The sequence below is a fragment of the Streptomyces sp. DF42 genome (assembly GCF_058267695.1).
This window is the reverse complement of sequence record NZ_CM177859.1, coordinates 2413603-2432086: the sequence shown is the minus strand read 5'-3', so window position 1 is coordinate 2432086 and position 18484 is coordinate 2413603. Positions and strand designations below refer to the sequence as shown.

General features: G+C 71.7%; 16 protein-coding genes. 11 read left to right on the top strand and 5 right to left on the bottom strand.

Features of this window, described 5'->3' with window-relative positions; all coding sequences use genetic code 11:
- Positions 1-89 precede the first annotated feature (89 nt).
- The gene (polA, locus tag ACYUED_RS11120; protein ID WP_491292113.1) at positions 90-2813 is read left to right on the top strand and encodes a DNA polymerase I; all 2724 of its coding nucleotides are present in this window, start codon (positions 90-92) and stop codon (positions 2811-2813) included.
- A 396-nt stretch (positions 2814-3209) separates the two neighbouring features.
- Positions 3210-3578, top strand: coding sequence for a hypothetical protein (locus ACYUED_RS11115; RefSeq protein ID WP_491292112.1), 369 nt, complete (start codon positions 3210-3212; stop codon positions 3576-3578).
- Between the two features lie 253 nt (positions 3579-3831).
- Here ACYUED_RS11115 and ACYUED_RS11110 read toward each other — a convergent pair whose 3' ends face one another.
- Complete coding sequence (locus ACYUED_RS11110; protein ID WP_491292111.1) at positions 3832-4989, bottom strand: DUF4184 family protein; 1158 nt, start codon at positions 4987-4989, stop codon at positions 3832-3834.
- Positions 4990-5359: 370 nt separating this feature from the next.
- On the opposite strand from ACYUED_RS11110, the gene ACYUED_RS11105 reads away from it, so the two are divergent.
- The 3 genes from ACYUED_RS11105 to pgfA all read left to right on the top strand — a co-directional run bounded on the left by ACYUED_RS11105 (position 5360) and on the right by pgfA (position 8397).
- On the top strand, positions 5360-7087 hold the full coding sequence (locus ACYUED_RS11105) for a lytic transglycosylase domain-containing protein (RefSeq protein ID WP_491292110.1): 1728 nt from the start codon (positions 5360-5362) through the stop codon (positions 7085-7087).
- A 161-nt stretch (positions 7088-7248) separates the two neighbouring features.
- Positions 7249-7383 (top strand): SPW_0924 family protein, encoded by a 135-nt coding sequence (locus ACYUED_RS11100; RefSeq protein ID WP_491292109.1) that lies wholly within the window; start codon positions 7249-7251, stop codon positions 7381-7383.
- 21 nt (positions 7384-7404) lie between these two features.
- Positions 7405-8397 (top strand): cell envelope lipid trafficking protein PgfA, encoded by a 993-nt coding sequence (gene pgfA / locus ACYUED_RS11095; protein WP_491292108.1) that lies wholly within the window; start codon positions 7405-7407, stop codon positions 8395-8397.
- On the opposite strand, the gene hrpB is transcribed toward pgfA, so the two are convergent.
- From hrpB to ACYUED_RS11080, 3 genes are all read right to left on the bottom strand, one after another.
- Positions 8387-10885 carry an ATP-dependent helicase HrpB gene (gene hrpB / locus ACYUED_RS11090; RefSeq protein WP_491292107.1) on the bottom strand — a complete coding sequence of 833 codons (2499 nt, stop codon included), beginning with the start codon at positions 10883-10885 and terminating at the stop codon, positions 8387-8389. The genes pgfA and hrpB overlap by 11 nt on opposite strands.
- 37 nt (positions 10886-10922) lie before the next feature.
- The gene (locus ACYUED_RS11085) at positions 10923-11249 is read right to left on the bottom strand and encodes a hypothetical protein (protein ID WP_491292106.1); all 327 of its coding nucleotides are present in this window, start codon (positions 11247-11249) and stop codon (positions 10923-10925) included.
- A gap of 155 nt (positions 11250-11404) precedes the next feature.
- Positions 11405-12217: a class I SAM-dependent methyltransferase gene (locus ACYUED_RS11080; RefSeq protein ID WP_491294207.1), complete on the bottom strand. Its 813-nt coding sequence runs from the start codon at positions 12215-12217 to the stop codon at positions 11405-11407.
- Positions 12218-12596: 379 nt separating this feature from the next.
- Here ACYUED_RS11080 and rpsA point away from each other — a divergent pair, with 379 nt between their 5' ends.
- The 4 genes from rpsA to ACYUED_RS11060 all read left to right on the top strand — a co-directional run bounded on the left by rpsA (position 12597) and on the right by ACYUED_RS11060 (position 16463).
- A complete protein-coding gene (rpsA, locus tag ACYUED_RS11075) occupies positions 12597-14108 on the top strand; it encodes a 30S ribosomal protein S1 (RefSeq protein WP_491292105.1) in 1512 nt (503 codons plus the stop codon).
- A gap of 307 nt (positions 14109-14415) precedes the next feature.
- Positions 14416-15354 (top strand): PAC2 family protein, encoded by a 939-nt coding sequence (locus ACYUED_RS11070; RefSeq protein WP_491292104.1) that lies wholly within the window; start codon positions 14416-14418, stop codon positions 15352-15354.
- A 48-nt stretch (positions 15355-15402) separates the two neighbouring features.
- Positions 15403-16002 (top strand): dephospho-CoA kinase, encoded by a 600-nt coding sequence (gene coaE, locus ACYUED_RS11065; protein WP_491292103.1) that lies wholly within the window; start codon positions 15403-15405, stop codon positions 16000-16002.
- An 80-nt stretch (positions 16003-16082) separates the two neighbouring features.
- Complete coding sequence (locus ACYUED_RS11060; protein ID WP_266585449.1) at positions 16083-16463, top strand: tetratricopeptide repeat protein; 381 nt, start codon at positions 16083-16085, stop codon at positions 16461-16463.
- A gap of 91 nt (positions 16464-16554) precedes the next feature.
- Here ACYUED_RS11060 and ACYUED_RS11055 read toward each other — a convergent pair whose 3' ends face one another.
- Positions 16555-16830: a DUF6343 family protein gene (locus ACYUED_RS11055; RefSeq protein ID WP_491292102.1), complete on the bottom strand. Its 276-nt coding sequence runs from the start codon at positions 16828-16830 to the stop codon at positions 16555-16557.
- A gap of 69 nt (positions 16831-16899) precedes the next feature.
- Between ACYUED_RS11055 and ACYUED_RS11050 the strand changes: the two genes are divergently transcribed.
- Together ACYUED_RS11050 and ACYUED_RS11045 are read left to right on the top strand one after the other, a co-directional pair.
- Positions 16900-17799, top strand: a complete 900-nt coding sequence (locus tag ACYUED_RS11050) for an acyltransferase domain-containing protein (protein WP_491292101.1) — start codon at positions 16900-16902, stop codon at positions 17797-17799.
- Between the two features lie 98 nt (positions 17800-17897).
- Positions 17898-18362, top strand: a complete 465-nt coding sequence (locus tag ACYUED_RS11045) for a DoxX family protein (protein WP_491292100.1) — start codon at positions 17898-17900, stop codon at positions 18360-18362.
- The last annotated feature ends 122 nt before the right edge of the window (positions 18363-18484 follow it).

Below are 18484 nucleotides of genomic sequence, written 5' to 3'. Positions count from 1 at the left end.
CTCCTCGATCCTCGCACGGGGCGGGGGCAGCGAGGGGGCCAGGGCGTGCGGGGGTCTCAGTGTCAGTGGCTCGTGGCAGGATCGGGGGCGTGGCAGAGACAGCATCGAAGAAGACCGAGAAGACCTCCGGCGGCAAGCGGCCCCGCCTCATGCTCATGGACGGGCACTCACTGGCCTACCGCGCGTTCTTCGCGCTGCCCGCGGAGAACTTCACGACCGCGACGGGCCAGCCGACGAACGCGATCTACGGCTTCGCGTCGATGCTCGCCAACACCCTGCGTGACGAGGAGCCCACACACTTCGCCGTGGCCTTCGACGTCTCCCGCAAGACGTGGCGCTCCGAGGAGTTCACGGAGTACAAGGCGAACCGTTCCAAGACCCCCGACGAGTTCAAGGGCCAGGTCGAGCTGATCGGCGAGCTCCTCGACGCGATGCACGCGTCGCGGTTCGCGGTCGACGGCTATGAGGCGGACGACATCATCGCCACCCTCGCCACCCAGGCCGAGGCCGAGGGCTTCGAGGTGCTGATCGTCACCGGTGACCGCGACTCCTTCCAGCTGGTCACCGAGCACACGACGGTGCTGTATCCGACCAAGGGCGTCTCCGAGCTGACCCGGTTCACCCCGGAGAAGGTCTTCGAGAAGTACGGGCTGACGCCCGCGCAGTACCCCGACTTCGCGGCCCTGCGCGGCGACCCGTCCGACAACCTGCCGGGCATCCCCGGTGTCGGCGAGAAGACCGCCGCGAAGTGGATCAACCAGTTCGGTTCGTTCGCGGAGCTGGTCGAGCGCGTCGAGGAGGTCAAGGGCAAGGCCGGGCAGAACCTGCGCGACCACCTGGAGGCCGTCCAGCTCAACCGCCGCCTCACCGAGATGGTGCGTACGGTCGAGCTGCCCAAGGCGGTCACCGACCTGGAGCGCGTCGCCTACGACCGCACGGCCCTGGCGATGATCCTGGACACCCTGGAGATCAGGAACCCCTCGCTGCGCGAGCGGCTGCTCGCCGTGGATCCGGGCGGCGAGGAGGCTGAGGCGACGCCGGTCGCCCCCGGCGTGGAGCTGGACGGGACGGTGCTGGGCACGGGCGAGCTGGCCGGCTGGCTCGCCGAGCACGGCACGCAGACACTCGGCGTGGCCACGGTCGACACATGGGCGCTGGGCACCGGCTCGGTCGCCGAGGTCGCGCTCGCCGCCGCCGGGGGGCCGGCCGCCTGGTTCGACCCGTCCCAGCTGGACGAGGCCGACGAGAAGGCGTGGCTGGCCTGGCTGGCCGCCGGGGACCGGCCCAAGGTGCTGCACAACGCCAAGGGCGCCATGCGCGTGTTCACCGAGCACGGCTGGAGCATCGCCGGTGTCTTCATGGACACCGCACTGGCCGCCTACCTGGTCAAGCCGGGCCGTCGCTCCTTCGACCTGGACGCACTGTCCCTGGAGTACCTGGGCCGTGAGCTGGCTCCGGCCGCCGCGGCCGACGGACAGCTCGCCTTCGGTGCCGACGACGGTGCCGAGGCCGAGGCGCTCATGGTGCAGGCCCGCGCGATCCTCGACCTCGGGGAAGCGTTCCGTGGCCGCCTCGAGGAGGTCGGCGCCGCGGACCTGCTGCGCGACATGGAGCTGCCCACGTCCATCCTCCTGGCCCGCATGGAGCGGCACGGCATCGCGGCCGACCGGGCCCACCTGGAGGCCATGGAGCAGATGTTCGCCGGCGCCGTCCAGCAGGCGGTGAAGGAGGCGCACGCGGCCGCGGGGCACGAGTTCAACCTCGGCTCGCCCAAGCAGCTGCAGGAGGTCCTCTTCGGCGAGCTCGGCCTGCCCAAGACGAAGAAGACCAAGACCGGCTACACCACGGACGCCGACGCCCTGGCCTGGCTCGCCACCCAGACGGACAACGAACTGCCGGTCGTCATGCTCCGCCACCGCGAGCAGGCGAAGCTGCGGGTCACCGTCGAGGGCCTGATCAAGACGATCGCCGCCGACGGCCGTATCCACACCACCTTCAACCAGACGGTCGCCGCGACCGGCCGTCTGTCGTCCACGGACCCGAACCTGCAGAACATCCCGGTCCGCACGGACGAGGGCCGCGCCATCCGCCGGGGCTTCGTGGTCGGCGAGGGCTTCGAGTCGCTGATGACCGCCGACTACAGCCAGATCGAACTGCGCGTGATGGCCCACCTCTCCGAGGACGAGGGCCTGATCGAGGCGTTCACCTCCGGCGAGGACCTGCACACCACCGCGGCCTCCCAGGTGTTCGGCGTCGAGCCCGCCGGGGTGGACGCGGAGATGCGGCGCAAGATCAAGGCCATGTCGTACGGCCTGGCGTACGGGCTGTCGGCGTTCGGACTGTCCCAGCAGCTGAACATCGAGGCGGGGGAGGCGCGCGGCCTGATGGACGCGTACTTCGAGCGCTTCGGCGGCGTCCGGGACTATCTGCGCCGGGCGGTCGACGAGGCCCGTGCCACGGGGTACACGGCGACGCTCTTCGGGCGCCGCCGCTACCTCCCCGACCTCAACAGCGACAACCGGCAGCGCCGCGAGGCCGCCGAGCGCATGGCTCTCAACGCGCCCATTCAGGGCACCGCGGCGGACATCGTCAAGATCGCCATGCTCAAGGTGGACGACGCACTGCGGGCGGCGGACCTCACCTCCCGCATGCTCCTCCAGGTCCACGACGAAGTCGTCCTGGAGATCGCCCCCGGCGAGCGCGCGAAGGCGGAGGAGATCGTCCGCCGTGAAATGTCCGACGCCGTTCACCTGACAGTGCCACTGGGGGTCTCGGTGGGCGTGGGCACGGACTGGGAGTCGGCGGCGCACTAGCCTCCGGCGGCGGAGCGGGGGTTCGGCCGCGCGGCCGGCCCCCGAGGCCGGGCTCCAGGCTCCGCCCCGGCCCGGTGGTCGGCCCGTCCCGGGCATGGGGCGACGGCACCGGGGGCCGGCCGCGGCGGGGCGGAACGCTCTGCGTGCTCTACGGCCGGTCGCCGCAGGGCCCGCCACCGACGGTGCCACGCGAAAAAGGGCGCCCCTCGATGTCGGCATCCACGTTCTGCCGGCCCGGTGGTCGGCCCGTCACCGGTATGGATCGACGGCGCCGGGGGGTCGGCTGCGGCGCTGAGGGACGCCCTGCTTGCTCCACGGCCGGTCTCCGCAGGGCCCGTCACTCAGGTGGCCCCCGCGAAAAGGGCGCCACCGCCTCGGCCCCGTCAGGATGCGGGCATGGGTATACGCATGCTCAACCGCCGGCCGGCGAGAGCGCAGGCGAGTGCCGAGGCGGCGTCCGCCGCACCGCCCGCGCCGGCGCCGGCCTTCGCAGCCCGCGCAAGCACCGCCCGCATCCCCACCGACCTCGCCGTCGTTCTGCGCCGCACGGCGAAGAACCTCCGCCGCCGACTGCGCCGCCCCGCACCGACCTCGGGAGAGCCGTCCGTCTGGCGGCTATGGGCCGGCCTGGGCCGCAGCCACCTGACCGCACTCATCGCCCGTACCCGCCACACCCGCGCCGTCCGAGCCACCCGTACGATCCCCGTCTTCATCGTCACCACGGGGACCTTCACCAAGGGCAGGGACGGCGGCGCCGGGCCCTGACCGACGGTCAGGGTGTGCGTCGTGACCGCGGGCACGCTGATGGACGCTCCGGGCGGCCCCGGTGGGCGCCGACTGGCCTCTGGCCCGGCCCGGCTCTGCGCTTCGCGCGCGTGTGCCTCGTCCACCGCAACTGTTCCGCACGAGCGGCCAGGGCGTGGTGTGCGTAGGGCCTGCGAACACCCTCACTCTGAGGGCACGGACGGCGCCGGGCACTGACCGACGGTCACGGTGTGCGTCGTGACCGCGGGCACCCTCACCCACGGTCCGGTCGACCCCAGTCGGCGGTGACCCGCTCCGGTTCCGCGGCGTTCGGCGCGGGCCGGCGCCACATCCTGACTCCCACCGCGTACAGCAGCAGACCCAGTACGAGCCCCGCGCCCGCTCCGAAGCACACCGTCGGGATGAGTTCCCACGGCTTCGCGGCCGATCCCCAGTACGCCCACCACCGGGTCGCGCGCTGCACGGCCCCCACCGCCGCACACCCACCGGTCACGGCACCGGCCCACCACCGGTCCCGTACCGACAGCAAGGCCACGCCCGTCGGCCCTTCACCGGCATGTCCCGCGCCCACCGGCCCGGCGGCGGAGGCCACCTTGGCCGTCTCCCGCCGCAGCGCGGGCCCGGCACCGGCACGCCCCCCGCTCCCCGGCCCGGCACCGGCGCGTCCCCCGCTCCCCGGCCCGGCACCGGCGCGTCCCGTGCTCCCCGGCCCGGCACCGGCGCGTCCCGTGCTCCCCGGCCCGGCACCGGCGCGTCCCCCGCTCCCCGGCCCGGCACCGGCACGCCCCCCGCTCCCCGGCCCGGCACCGGCGCGTCCCGTGCTCCCCGGCCCGGCGGTGGACGTCACCCCCGCCGGCTCCCGCCGCAACGCCCACCGCACCCACACGGCGATCACGCCCGCAGCCAGCGCCGAGCCGCCGTACTGCAGGTACCAGTACAGAGGGAAGCTCCCGACCTTGTGTCCCAGGACAGGGAAGAGCCGCATGCCCCAGCGGTCGAGGTGGGTGAAGGCATCCCACACGACGTGGGTCAGGGCGCCGAGTGCGGCGGAGGCGTACCACCGGGCCACCAGGGACGGCCCGACGCGCGCGCGTGGCGCTCCGCAGTGCAGCAGGGCCGCCGGCCGCGGCTGCCAGGCCCGTGGCAGCAGCGCCACCAGCGGCTCGCGCAGCAGCAGCCACAGCCCGACCAGCACCCAGGCCACCAGCACATCGACCGTGAAGACGCCTGGGAAGGAGTGCGTGACGTCACCGAACTCCATCGCTCCGGACACCGCACTCGCCGCGTAATAGGTCATATCCGGCGCGAAGGAGCCGACCACGAGCACAGCCGGAATCAGCCGACCTCGCCCGGTCCCGTCGGCGCGCACCGCGGGCAGTACGGCGGCCGCATGGCTCAGCGTGAACGGCAACTGGGCTCCTCACACGGGACGTTGCCCGAGTGGGCAGTCCGGGCGATCACTTCGGTCCAGTATGCGTGCCGCGATTGTGCCCCGACCGCACATGGCCAACCGGTGAATATCGGGCACGAACGGGTCCCCGTGGAAGGGAAGTTGTCGTAGGGTCGCCTGGGTCACCGTGCCGACAGCACGTTCGAACACGCGAACAGGGCAACTCGACAGCGGCGCCGGCGACGCCGGTGGCACCAGTGACCCGAGCGATACAAGAGCAACATCGAGGGCAACCCGCACGCCGGGTCGATCGTCACAGCTAGGGCGGGCGCGGTGAGTGCCCGACAGGACGAAGACGAACGCTGGTGCGTTCACGGGAGGGGTTCACTCTATGGCGGCGCAATTCGGCAGGAGGCTGGCCAAGGGGGCGGCGACCACCGCCGTGGCAGCGGTCGCAATAGCGGCCCTGTCCGCCTCTCAGGCTCCGGGGGTGACCGTCGACGACCACGGCAGACGGACCGCCTCGGACGCCCAGCCCTCTCCCGACGCGACGGCGGACGCAGGCGCCGCCACCGGCAACTCGCCGTACTACACGGATCTGCCGCCGCTGCACAGCCCGAGCCCCTCGCCGTCCGCGAGCAGCACCCCCGTGGCGCAGGGCGGCTCCGAGTCCGGCATACCCGCGACCGTCCTCGACGCCTACAAGAAGGCCGAGGCCGAGCTGCGCGAGTCCAAGCCCGGCTGCAACCTGCCCTGGCAACTGCTCGCCGCGATCGGCAAGGTCGAGTCGGGCCAGGCCCGCGGCGGCCGCGTCTCCGCCGACGGCACCACGACCTCCCCGATCCTCGGTCCGCAGCTCGACGGCAACGGCTTCGCGATGATCAAGGACACCGACGGCGGCAAGTACGACGGCAACAGCTCGTACGACCAGGCCGTGGGCCCCATGCAGTTCATCCCCTCCACCTGGGCGTGGGCGGGCCGCGACGGCAACGGCGACGGGGTCGAGGACCCCAACAACGTGTACGACGCCGCCCTCTCCGCAGGCCACTACCTGTGCCGCTACGACTGGGACCTGTCGACCCCGTCCGACCTCAACCGCGCGATCCTCAGCTACAACAACTCGCAGGACTATCTGAACCTCGTCCTGTCGTGGCTGGAGTACTACCGCAAGGGCACCCACGAGATCCCGAACGGCAGCGGCAGTGTCCCCTCGGGCCGCAGTGACGACTCGGCGGGCGCCGGCCCGTCTCCGTCGCCCTCGCAGCCGGGCAGGTCGAAGCCGGGCAGGTCGAAGCCGGGTTCGGGCCCGACCAGCCCGTCCGCGCCGACCACCCCGTCCGTGCCGTCCACGCCGGGCAGCCCGTCGCCCACCCCCACCCCCACCGACACGGTCGACCGCCTGGAGGACGCGGGCACCGCGAAGCTCACCGCGATGGCCGGCGACGCGTTCACCAAGAAGATCAGCACCAGGGCCGAGACCAAGGCCGGCAAGGCGGTCGGCAAGGTAAGGGTCCGCTTCACCGTCGTCGGCGACACCGACACCGCCTTCACCGGTGGCGAGCGCGTCGCCACGGTCGTCACCAACAGCTCCGGCGTGGCCGTCGCTCCCGCGCTGCGGGCGGGTGAGAAGACCGGCGACGTCACCGTCCGCGCCACCGTCGTGGGCCGTTCGGTCACCGGCCTCGACTACACGGCCACCGTCACCGAGCGCGTCGCCGACACCCTCGTCCGTACCAGCGACACGGCGCTGACCTGCACCCCGGGCGGCGAGTTCGCCGACCAGGCCGAGGTGAAGGCCACCTACAAGGGTGCCGTCGCGGACAAGGTCGCGGTCACCGCGACCCTGATCAAGTCGGTGCTCGACCCGACCGAGGACGACAAGGGCCCGTACTTCAAGGACGCCGACGGCAAGGCCGTACGCACGCTGACGGGCCTGAAGACGGACGCCAAGGGCGTGCTGAAGCTGCCGAAGCTGTACTCCGACGACAACACCGGCACCTTCATGCTCCGCGTCACCACCGCGGGCGGTGCGTCGCTCAACGTCCCGCTGACGGTGGCCCCCGCCGCCTCGGCAAGCCCGAGCCCCAGCCCGTCCGCGAGCCCGAGCCCGAGCTCGTAGTTCTCCGTACGACGACGACTGCGGCGCTCCCTCGACCGGAGGGAGCGCCGCAGTCGTTGTGTGTGCAACGTGTTCTCATCTCGCCCACCCGTTGCTACGGTGCCGGAACTGACGATGTATCAGTTCTCAGTTCCATGCGGTCCACCCGTCGGGAGGCAGGCATGCGCGCCCTGATCGCCGCCGCGACCGGTCTCGCCCTCGCGTTCGCGCTGATCCTCACGATCACGGCCATGGGCAGTCCCACCGGCAAGACGTCCCCGAAACCGCTGCTGACGACGGTGCCCGCACACCCGTAACCGCCCGGTAGGGAGGCCGAGATGCGCCGCAAGGCCAGCCTGGTCCTGCTCGCCTTCGCCGTGTTCTTCGCGGCTCTGTCCCCGATGCTGCGCTGGTACGCCTTCCCCCGTCTCGCCAAGATCCCGGCCGACCAGTACCAGGACATGGTGCTGGAGGCGAAGGGCGCGACCCTCCTCGACTACGGCACGATGAAGGCACGCAAGGTCTCCGAGGTCACCATCGTGCAGACCCTCAAGGGCAACGTGGAGGCCGCGAAGGAGATCGAGAGGACGGCAGGCCGCGACGTCGTCGTCTGGGACGGCCTGTCCTACGTCCAGGGCCCCGACGGGAAGATGGTCTCCCGCATCCCCGAGCGCTACATCTTCGACGCCCACAGTCAGGCCCCGGTCCACGCCACCGGCGAGACGGTCGACGGCGCACCGGTGAAACGGGACGGCATCGAGTTCAAGTGGCCCTTCCTGACGCAGAAGCGGGACTACGAGTACTTCGACGCCCAGACCCGCACCACCAACCCCATCCACTACAAGGGGACGAAGAACTTCCGCGGCCTCAAGGTCTACTACTTCGAGCAGACCATCCCCTGGACCAAGGTGGCGTTCCCCAGGACCATGCCGGTCAAGGGCATCACCCCCGCGTCGGTCGCCAAGACCGGCACCACCCGCTGGTACACCACGGTCCGCAGGTTCTGGGTCGAGCCCGTCACCGGCGCTCCCGTCTACGGCGAGGAACTCCACAAGGAGGAACTCCGCGGCGGCACCCTGCTCGGCGGCCGCGACAAGGTGACGGCGTTCGCCGGTGACGTGAAGATGCGCGAGGACTACATCAGGCACACCGTCGACCTGGTCAGGTCCAACCGCACCCTCGTCCTGCTGCTGACGTCCTACCTGCCCTGGGGCTTCCTGGCCCTGGGCGTCCTGCTCCTGTCCCTCTCCCTCTACCTGGAGGCACGCGGCCGGCGCCCGGTCGATCCGGAACCGGCCGAGTCGTCCACGCCGGAACCGGTCACCGCCTGAGCCGCGCGTTGGTGTGCCGGGTCGGCTCCGCGGCGGCCGGATCCTCGGGCCAGGGATGCTTCGGATACCGGCCGCGCAGTTCCGCCCGTACGCCCTTGTAGCCCTCCTTCCAGAAGGAGGCGAGATCGGCGGTGACGGCGGCCGGGCGCCCGGCGGGGGACAGGAGATGCACGAGCAGCGGCACCCCCGCGACGGCGGGCGACTCGTGCAGCCCGAACATCTCCTGCAACTTCACGGCGAGCACGGGCTGTTCGGGATCGCCGTAGTCGATCCGGATTCTGGATCCACTCGGCACGGTGATGCGCTCCGGGGCGAGCTCGTCCAGCCGGCCGGCCTCCCCGGAGGCCCACGGCAGCAGCCGGGCGAGCGCCTGCCCGGCGTCGATCCGCGCCAGGTCGGCGCGCCGTCGGGCCCGGCTCAACTCCGGCTCCAGCCATTCGTCCACGCGCGCGTGGAGCGCGTCGTCGGACACGTCGGGCCAGGGACCACCGAGGTGCGCATGAAGGAACGCGAGCCGCTGCCGCAGTACGCCGGCGTCGGGGGACCAGCGCACCAGGCCGAGCCCTTCCTGTCGCAGACCTTCGAGCAGGGCGGTCCGTACGAGGGCGGGGCCGGCGTTGCGCAACGGCCGCGCCGTGAGCTCGATGGCCCCCAGCCGCTCGACGTGGCGCGCGACGACGTCCCCGTCGGCCCAGTGGACCTCCTGGGCCTCGGAGTACAGGGACGCCGCCGCCGACAGGGCGATGTCCTGGTCCACCGCGGCGGCCAGCTGCACGCGCGCGTGCCCCTTGCCGACGGGCCGGTCGGCGACCGCCACGGCGATCCAGGGAGCCCCGCGGAGGGTGGATCCGTCGCGCAGTTCGGCGCGGGTGCCGGAGGCCATGAGGTAGGAGCCGCCGTCGGCCTTCGCGACGCGCTCGGGAAAGGCGAGGGCGGCGACGAGCCCGGCAAGGTCGTGTTCCCCGGTGAGAGGGGCACCGGCGGCCGGCTCGGCGAACTGTGCCGAGACGGTCCGCAGCCGCCGCACCTCCGTACGCCAGCGTGTCGCGTACCCGTCACCCCCGCTCCGGGCCGCCCGCAACGCACCGGCGACGTCGTCCCCGTACTCCCGCGGCGCCTCCTCACTCAGCAGCGCCACCACCTCGGCGGCCCGATCGGCACCGGCGTCCAGCAGCGCCCGCCCCAGCCGGGGATGCAGCCCCAGCCGGGCCAGCCGAACGCCCCTGTCCGTGGCCCGGCCGGCGGCGTCCACCGCGCCGATGGCCGTCAGCACACCCCGCGCCGCGGCCATCGCCCCGCCCGGCGGCGGATCCAGCAGTGCGAGGCCCGACGCGTCCGGGTCGCCCCAGCACGCCGTCTGCAGGGCGAACGCCGTCAGATCGGCCACCTTGATCTCCGGCGAGGGGAAACGCGGCAGCCGGGCGTCCTCGGCCTCCGCCCAGCACCGGTACACCGCCCCCGGCGCCTCACGCCCGGCGCGCCCCGCCCGCTGCCGCCCGGCCGCCTGCGAGGCGCGCACCGTCGTCAGCGCGCTCAGCCCGCGCGCGTGGTCGACGCGCGGCTCCCGCGCCAGCCCCGAGTCGACGACCACCCGCACACCCGGCACCGTCAGCGACGACTCGGCCACCGAGGTCGCCAGCACCACCCGGCGCCGCTGCCCCGAAGCCAGCACCGCGTCCTGCACGGCCGCGGGCGTCCGCCCGTGCACCTGCAGCACCTCGACGCCGCCCAGGTCCCCCAGCTGCCCTGCCACGCGCGCGATCTCACCGACACCCGGCAGGAAGCACAGCACGTCCCCCTCCCGCTCGGCCAGGGCCCGCCGGACCACCGACGCCACGTACGCCGGCAGCGCCGGGTCGACCCGCATGCCGTGCGGCGGACGCATGGGCCGCAGGGGCGGCGCCCACACCACGTCCACCGGATGCAGGACCCCGTCCGCCTCCACCACCGGCGCCCCGCCGAGCAGCCGCGCCCACCCCTGTGCGTCGGTCGTCGCCGACGCGGCCACCAGCCGCAGCTCCGGCCGCAGCGTCTGGCGTACGTCCCACAGGAACGCCGCCGTGGTGTCCGCGTCCAGGTGCCGCTCATGGCACTCGTCGAGCACCACGACGTCGACGCCGGCCAACTCCTGGTCGCGCTGCAGCCGCTGCAGCAGCACACCCGTCGTGACGACCTCCACGCGCGCGCGGCGTCCGACGACCCGCTCGCCGCGCACCGTGTAGCCGACGCTGTCGCCGGCCTTCTCGCCCAGCAGCCACGCCATCCGCCGTGCCGCCGCCCGCGCCGCGATCCGCCGCGGCTCGGCGACGACGACCCGTCGTGCGGGCCCCTCCCCGAGCAGTCCGGCCAGGGCGAGCGGCACCAGCGTGGTCTTGCCGGTGCCGGGCGGCGCGCACAGCACGGCCGTACCGTGCCCCTCCAGCGCGTCCCGCAGGGCGGGCACGGCGGAACGGACGGGCAGGAGACCGAGGGCGTCGTGGCGGATCACCGCCTCAGTGTTCCAGCCGACGCGTCGGGCGAGACCGTCACGGCAGGACCATGAGGTCGCAGCGCTCGCAGATCAGCTTCCTCTTCCACTCGTCGTAGCGGCGGTACGCCTCGAAGGCGCTGTTCCTGACCGCCGTCAGCCACACCAGCCCCGCGGCCACCACCGGCAGCCCGAGCAGCGAGCCGGTGACGAGCAGCCCGCCCCCCAGGGCCAGCAGCCCGACGGGCGGCGAGTACCGGGCGTCGTCGAGGACGGGCGGCGCGAGGTGCGGTGCCCCGGTGCGGCCGTCGACCGACAGCGTCCTCCAGTGGCGCCCGAGGCTGGTGAGCCTGTCGCTCAGCTTGCAGCGCGTGCAGACGGCCATGCGCGCACCCCCGTGTGCGTACATCGCGGGAACCCCGGCTCAGGACCGGGAACCGCAGTCCAGGACGATGTGGCGGCCAGACGGTTTTTCCCTGACGGCGCCCGGAGCATGCTCCCCGCGGCCGGGCGCGCCGGGGATTGGCCGGAACGCGCCGCTCAGTCCCGCTCGCACACGAAGATCGCCGTACCGGGGATCAGATTGCCGCGCAGCGGCGACCAGCCACCCCACTCCGAGGTGTTCCACGCGGGCCACTCCGGCTCGACCAGGTCGACGAGGCGGAAGCCGCCCGCCACCACGTCGCGCACGCGGTCGCCGATCGTCCTGTGGTGCTCGACGTAGACCGCACTGCCGTCCTCGCCCTGCTCGACGTACGGCGTGCGGTCGAAGTACGACGCCGACACGCTCAGCCCCTCGGGGCCCGGCTCGTCCGGGAAGGCCCAGCGGATCGGGTGGGTCACCGAGAAGACGAAGCGGCCGCCCGGGCGCAGCACCCGGCGCACCTCACGCAGCACCAGCACCGGGTCGGCGACGAACGGCAGCGCGCCGTACGCCGAGCACGCCAGGTCGAAGGAGCCGTCCGCGAAGGGCAGCGCGCCCGCGTCGGCGCACACCAGAGGGACCGGCCCGCCGATGCGCAGCGCGTGCTGGAGCTGGCGGTGCGAGATGTCCAGGGCGACCGGGCGCGCACCCTGGCCTGCCAGCCAGCGCGCGCACTGGGCCGCGCCGGCGCCGATCTCCAGGACGTCCTTGCCCTTCAGCTCCTCCGGCGGGCCGAGCAGCACCGCCTCCACCTCGTCGAGGCCCTCGGGACCCCATACGAAACGGTCGTCGCCGAGGAACGTGCCGTGCTCGACCTGGTACTCGTCCGCGTTCCGGTCCCACCAGCCCCGGTTGGCCCGGGAGCTTTCCGCGATGTCCGACTCACGCCGGGTCGCTTCCGGTTCGAACGCTTCGGCCTCTTGGATGATCGGCTCCCTCGTCGTACTCTTCCGTCACCTTCACGACGCCGTCGACCCTCTTGGCGGTGTCACAGAAGGGGTCTCACAGGCCTGCGTGGCCTCCGGAGACGGTTCTTGTGCCGGGTATGGGGCGATCCGCCCCGGGTGTGCGCCTTCGCGCATTGACCCTGCCTGGCTGCCCCCGTATGCTACAAGTTGCGCTGCGGGCCTGCGCACCTCAGACGTAGCAGGCTGCGCTCGCATCTGTCGTATGTCCCCTCGGTTGTCGAGGCGTCATCACCGGTTTCTGGTGGGGCGCTTCCTTGGCTGTCCGGCTTCTTCAGAGCGATACGGGCTCCCGGCGTAGCAGTACCTACGACTCACCGTCCGTACCGGAGCCCTTTCCCACATGACGAGCAGCACCGAGACCACCGCCACCACCCCGCAGGTTGCGGTCAACGACATCGGTAACGAGGAAGCCTTCCTCGCCGCGATCGACGAGACGATCAAGTACTTCAACGACGGCGACATCGTCGACGGCGTCATCGTGAAGGTCGACCGGGACGAGGTCCTGCTCGACATCGGTTACAAGACCGAAGGTGTCATCCCGAGCCGCGAGCTCTCGATCAAGCACGACGTCGACCCGAACGAGGTCGTCGCCGTCGGTGACGAGATCGAAGCCCTTGTTCTCCAGAAGGAGGACAAGGAAGGCCGCCTGATCCTCTCGAAGAAGCGCGCCCAGTACGAGCGCGCCTGGGGCACGATCGAGAAGATCAAGGAAGAGGACGGCATCGTCACCGGCACCGTCATCGAGGTCGTCAAGGGTGGTCTCATCCTCGACATCGGCCTCCGTGGCTTCCTGCCGGCCTCCCTCGTCGAGATGCGCCGTGTCCGCGACCTCCAGCCCTACGTGGGCAAGGAGCTCGAGGCGAAGATCATCGAGCTGGACAAGAACCGCAACAACGTGGTCCTGTCCCGCCGTGCCTGGCTCGAGCAGACCCAGTCCGAGGTTCGCCAGACGTTCCTCACCACCCTGCAGAAGGGCCAGGTCCGCTCCGGCGTCGTCTCCTCGATCGTCAACTTCGGTGCCTTCGTGGACCTGGGTGGCGTCGACGGTCTGGTGCACGTCTCCGAGCTCTCCTGGAAGCACATCGACCACCCCTCCGAGGTTGTCGAGGTCGGCCAGGAAGTCACCGTCGAGGTCCTCGACGTCGACATGGACCGCGAGCGTGTCTCCCTGTCGCTGAAGGCGACCCAGGAAGACCCGTGGCAGCAGTTCGCCCGCACCCACCAGATCGGCCAGGTCGTGCCCGGCAAGGTCACGAAGCTGGTTCCGTTCGGTGCGTTCGTCCGCGTGGACGAGGGCATCGAGGGCCTGGTGCACATCTCCGAGCTGGCCGAGCGCCACGTGGAGATCCCGGAGCAGGTCGTCCAGGTCAACGACGAGATCTTCGTCAAGGTCATCGACATCGACCTCGAGCGCCGTCGCATCAGCCTCTCGCTGAAGCAGGCCAACGAGGCCTTCGGTGCCGACCCGGCGACGGTCGAGTTCGACCCGACCCTGTACGGCATGGCCGCGTCGTACGACGACCAGGGCAACTACATCTACCCCGAGGGCTTCGACCCCGAGACCAACGACTGGCTCGAGGGCTTCGAATCCCAGCGTGAGGTGTGGGAGAACCAGTACGCCGAGGCGCAGACCCGCTTCGAGCAGCACCAGCAGCAGGTCATCAAGTCCCGCGAGGCCGACGCCGCTGCTGCGGCCGAGGGCGGCGACGCTGCGGGTGCGGCTCCGGCCGCGTCCGGTGGTGGCGGTGGCGGCGGTTCCTACTCCTCCGAGGGCCCGGACAACTCCGGCGCGCTGGCCTCGGACGAGGCGCTGGCCGCGCTCCGCGAGAAGCTGGCCGGTGGGCAGAGCTGAACGCTCGCCGCTGAGGCTTAGCCGGTAACTGAGGGGCCGTACCTTTCGAGGTACGGCCCCTCAGCGTTGCCCCGGCTCGTTGTTCGGCTGTCGGCCGGTGGGGGCTTGCCGCGCCCACGCGGCGGAGCCGCACATCGATACAGCCCCGCGCCCCTCGGGGCATGCCGCTCGCCCTTGTACCAGCCGCCGCTTTTTCTCTCCTACGGCATGAAAAGCCGCTCACAGATGGCCTGATCAGGGGCGCCGGCGGGAATGCCCGTGTTCCAGGGGGTGTTGTGCTGTACGAACACGAGGAGGAGCGGTCACTGTGCTTGATCCGCAGGGTTTGTACGCATGGGAGCCGAAGGGCCTCGCCGCGGTGGACATGGCGCTCGCCCAGGAGTCGGCGGGCCTTGTCATGCTCTACCACTTCGACGGATACATCGACGCGGGCGAGACCGGCGACCAGATCGTGGACCGGCTGCTCGACGCGCAGCCCCACCAGGTCGTCGCCCGCTTCGACCACGACCGGCTCGTGGACTATCGCGCCAGGCGCCCGCTGCTGACCTTCAAGCGCGACCGGTGGACCGACTACGAGGAGCCCACCCTCGACGTGCGGCTCGTCCAGGACGCCACGGGAGCGCCCTTCCTGCTGCTGTCCGGCCCCGAGCCGGACGTGGAGTGGGAGCGCTTCGCCGCTGCCGTCCAGCAGATCGTGGAGCGGCTCGGCGTCCGCCTGTCGGTGAACTTCCACGGCATTCCCATGGGCGTTCCGCACACCCGCCCCGTGGGCCTCACCCCGCACGGCAACCGAAACGACCTCGTCCCCGGCCACCGCAGCCCCTTCGACGAGGCGCAGGTACCCGGCAGCGCCGAGTCCCTGGTCGAGTACCGCCTCATGGAGGCCGGGTTCGACGTCCTCGGTGTCGCTGCGCACGTGCCGCACTACATCGCCCGCTCCCCGTACCCGGACGCGGCGCTGACCGTCCTGGAGGCCATCACGGCCGCCACAGGTCTGGTGCTCCCCGGCATCGCGCACGCCCTGCGCACGGACGCGCACCGCACTCAGACGGAGATCGACCGGCAGATCCAGGAAGGGGACGACGAGCTCACCACCCTCGTCTCGGGCCTGGAGAACCAGTACGACGCCGTCGCGGGCGCCGAGAGCCGGGGCAACATGCTCGCCGAGTCCGTCGACATCCCGTCGGCCGATGAGATCGGCCTCGAGTTCGAGCGGTTCCTGGCGGAACGCGAAGGCGACAACTGACGGACACCCCGTGCGTCGCCGTCAGGACCAGGGCCTAAGCTCCCACTCATGCTGAAGGTGGGCCTGACCGGCGGGATCGGTGCCGGCAAGAGTGAAGTGTCGCGGCTGCTCGTCGAGTGCGGTGCCGTGCTGATCGACGCCGATCGCATCGCGCGCGAGGTCGTCGCGCCGGGCACGGCCGGACTGGCGGCGGTCGTCGAGGCCTTCGGCGAGGAGGTACTCGGCGCCGACGGCGGCCTTGACCGGCCCAAGCTGGGGTCGATCGTCTTCGCCGACCCGGAGAAGCTGGCCGTCCTCAACTCGATCGTCCATCCCCTCGTCGGCGCGCGGTCGCGTGAGCTGGAGTCGGCGGCCGCCGAGGGCGCGGTCGTCGTCCACGACGTGCCGCTGCTCGCCGAGAACAGCCTGGCTCCGCTCTACGACCTCGTCATCGTCGTCGACGCGAGCCCCGAGACCCAGCTCGACCGGCTGGTGCGACTGCGCGGCATGACGGAACAGGACGCACGCGCCCGCATGGCCGCCCAGGCGACCCGCGAGAAGCGCCGGGAGATCGCGGACGTCGTGATCGACAACGACGTACCGCTCGAACAGCTCCAGCGCCGAGTGCGGGACGTCTGGGCGGATCTCGTGCGCAGACCGCGGGCGTAGCCGGCATCGTCACGGCCGCTTCAGGAATAGCGGCCCCCTTCAGGGGCGTTGAACCCTCCCAGTGAGGGAAGGACTGTGCCGTGCCCGAGATCAGCGGTTCGACCGGACGTACTCCGGAGACGCATGTCATCGACTTCCGTGCCGCCGAGCAACTGCTCAACGCACGGGACCCGCGGGGCGCGGTGAAGTTGCTCGACTCTGTCATCGCCGCGCACCCGGAGAACACCGCCGCACGGCTGCTGCGTGCGCGTGCCTTCTTCGCCGCCGCTCAACTACGGCCCGCGGAGCTGGAGTTCACGATCGTCCTGGAGCGCGAGCCGGACAACGCGTTCGCGCACTTCGCGCTCGCCCGGACCTACGAGCGCCGTGGGGAGCCCGAACTGGCCAAGCGTCACTTCCGGCTGGCGGCCGCACTGGACCCCAACCCGGAGTACTTGAAGGCGGCGCAGTTCGACGCGTGAGCGCCGGCTCGGAGCACTGGGGGCCTGTTGCGAAAGTGGCGTCGTCGCCCGAAGGGCGTCGCGCGGCAGACGCCACTTTCGCAACAGGCCTTCAGCGGGGCCGGCTCTCGGGCGGGCGGTACGGGGGGATGTCCGGGCCCGGCTGGTAGTGCGGGCCCTGCCGGATGTGCCTGAGGATGACCGCCATGTCCACGGTGATCACCAGCCACAGCACACCGCACGCGGCCGCCCACCCGGGGCGTCCCGCGAGGGCGAACGCGGCCGTGCCGAAGACCGTCCAGACCAGCCCCCACATGCTCAGCCAGAAGCGCGCACGCAGCGCACTGCGCGCGGTCGTCGGCTCACTGCCCGTACGCATCGGGAACATCGCTCCTGTTTGCAACGTACTCTTCGGGACGGACGTTCACCAAGGGGAACGGGACTAGGGGGTCGCCGCGTGCTGCCGGATGCCGACGAGCTCGCCGAGGTGCTGCTGGACCTCGCCGTACCGCACGAGGACATCAACCAACTCGTCCGGATGGGCCGACGTGTGACCGACGACCCGGAACTCCTGCACGTCCTCGAGGCGTCGGTCGAGGAGCTGGTCCGGGGCATGGGGGAGACCGACGGCGCGGTCGACCTGCCCCAGCTGGACTGGGCGTCGGGGCCGCTGCAGCGTTGCTTCCCGGTGTACGTGTTCGTGGCGGCGTTGCCGTACACGCGCGCCTACCACCGCGCGCGGGGCGTGCCGGACGACGTGTCCCGGCGCACCCTCGCCGACCTGGGACGGAACATGGCCGTGCACCGCAGGCGGCACGGCCGGGCGGGTGTACAGGCACCGTGGTGGCTCACCCACCACTTCCGGGGGGAGCTGTACCAGCTGGGGCGGCTGCAGTTCGAGCGGAGCAAGCACGGGCAGCGCACATCGCGGGTGCTCGCGTCGGCCGGCCTGGACGTGGCACCCGGCATGCCGTGCCTGAACATCCACATCCCCGACTACCTCGGCCCGCTGTCACCGGCGGCGTGCGAGCGCTCGCTGGCCCTGGCCGGGGAGTTCTTCACCCGGCACTACCCCGAGGAGAAGTACCGGGCCGCGCTCTGCCACTCCTGGCTGCTGGACCCGCAGTTGAGGGAGTATCTGCCCGCCGGCTCCAACATCGTCCGGTTCCAGGAACGCTTCCGGGTCGCCCGCGAGGACCGGGAGGCGGCCGACACGGAACCGGTCCAGTTCGTCTTCGGCGACCCGGGGTTGCCCATCGAGAGCCTGCCCCGGCGCACAGCGGTGGAGCGGGCGGTCGGGGACCACCTGAGGGCGGGCGGACACTGGTACATCGGGCACGGGTGGTTCCCGCTCTAGGGTGCCTGCGAAATCCCGCTCGGCGGCGATGAGTTCCGGCGTGACGGCCGGTCTACCCCTGTGACAGCACGACGAACCGCTCACCACAGGAGAACCCCGTGTCCGAGACCACCGTCCCCGTCGCCTCCGTCGCAACCGCCTCCTCCGGCAGCACCGTCGCCGGGTCCGCGACGCCCCGCGGCCGCCGCGCCCGGATCGCCCTGCGCACCGTGCAGGTGCTGATCGCCCTCTTCTACGGCATCGCGAGCGCCCTGCCCAAGCTGATCGGGAACTCCTACGCCGTCGACGCCTTCGACAAGATCGGCTGGGGCAGCGCGGGCATGTACACCATCGGTGCTCTCGAACTGGCGGGTGCAGCCGCCCTGTTGATCCCGGTGCTGCAGTCGGTGGCCGCGATCGCGCTGAGCGGGCTCATGGTGGGCGCGTTCGTCGTCCAGACCACCGTCTTCGACGGCGAGAACGCGGCCACCCCGCTGATCCTGATCGTGCCGCTCGCCCTGATCGCCTGGGCCCGGCGCGGCTCGAACGCCGATCTGCTGCGACTGGTGCGACGACGGGCGTGACGACGAGCACGATGACGAGTCCGACGAGGGGGGTGACGACGGGGGCGGCGCCCTTGCGTGAACGACAGCGGTGGCGTCCGGCGGGACCTGAGAGGTCCGGGCCGGACGCCACCGCCGTATGT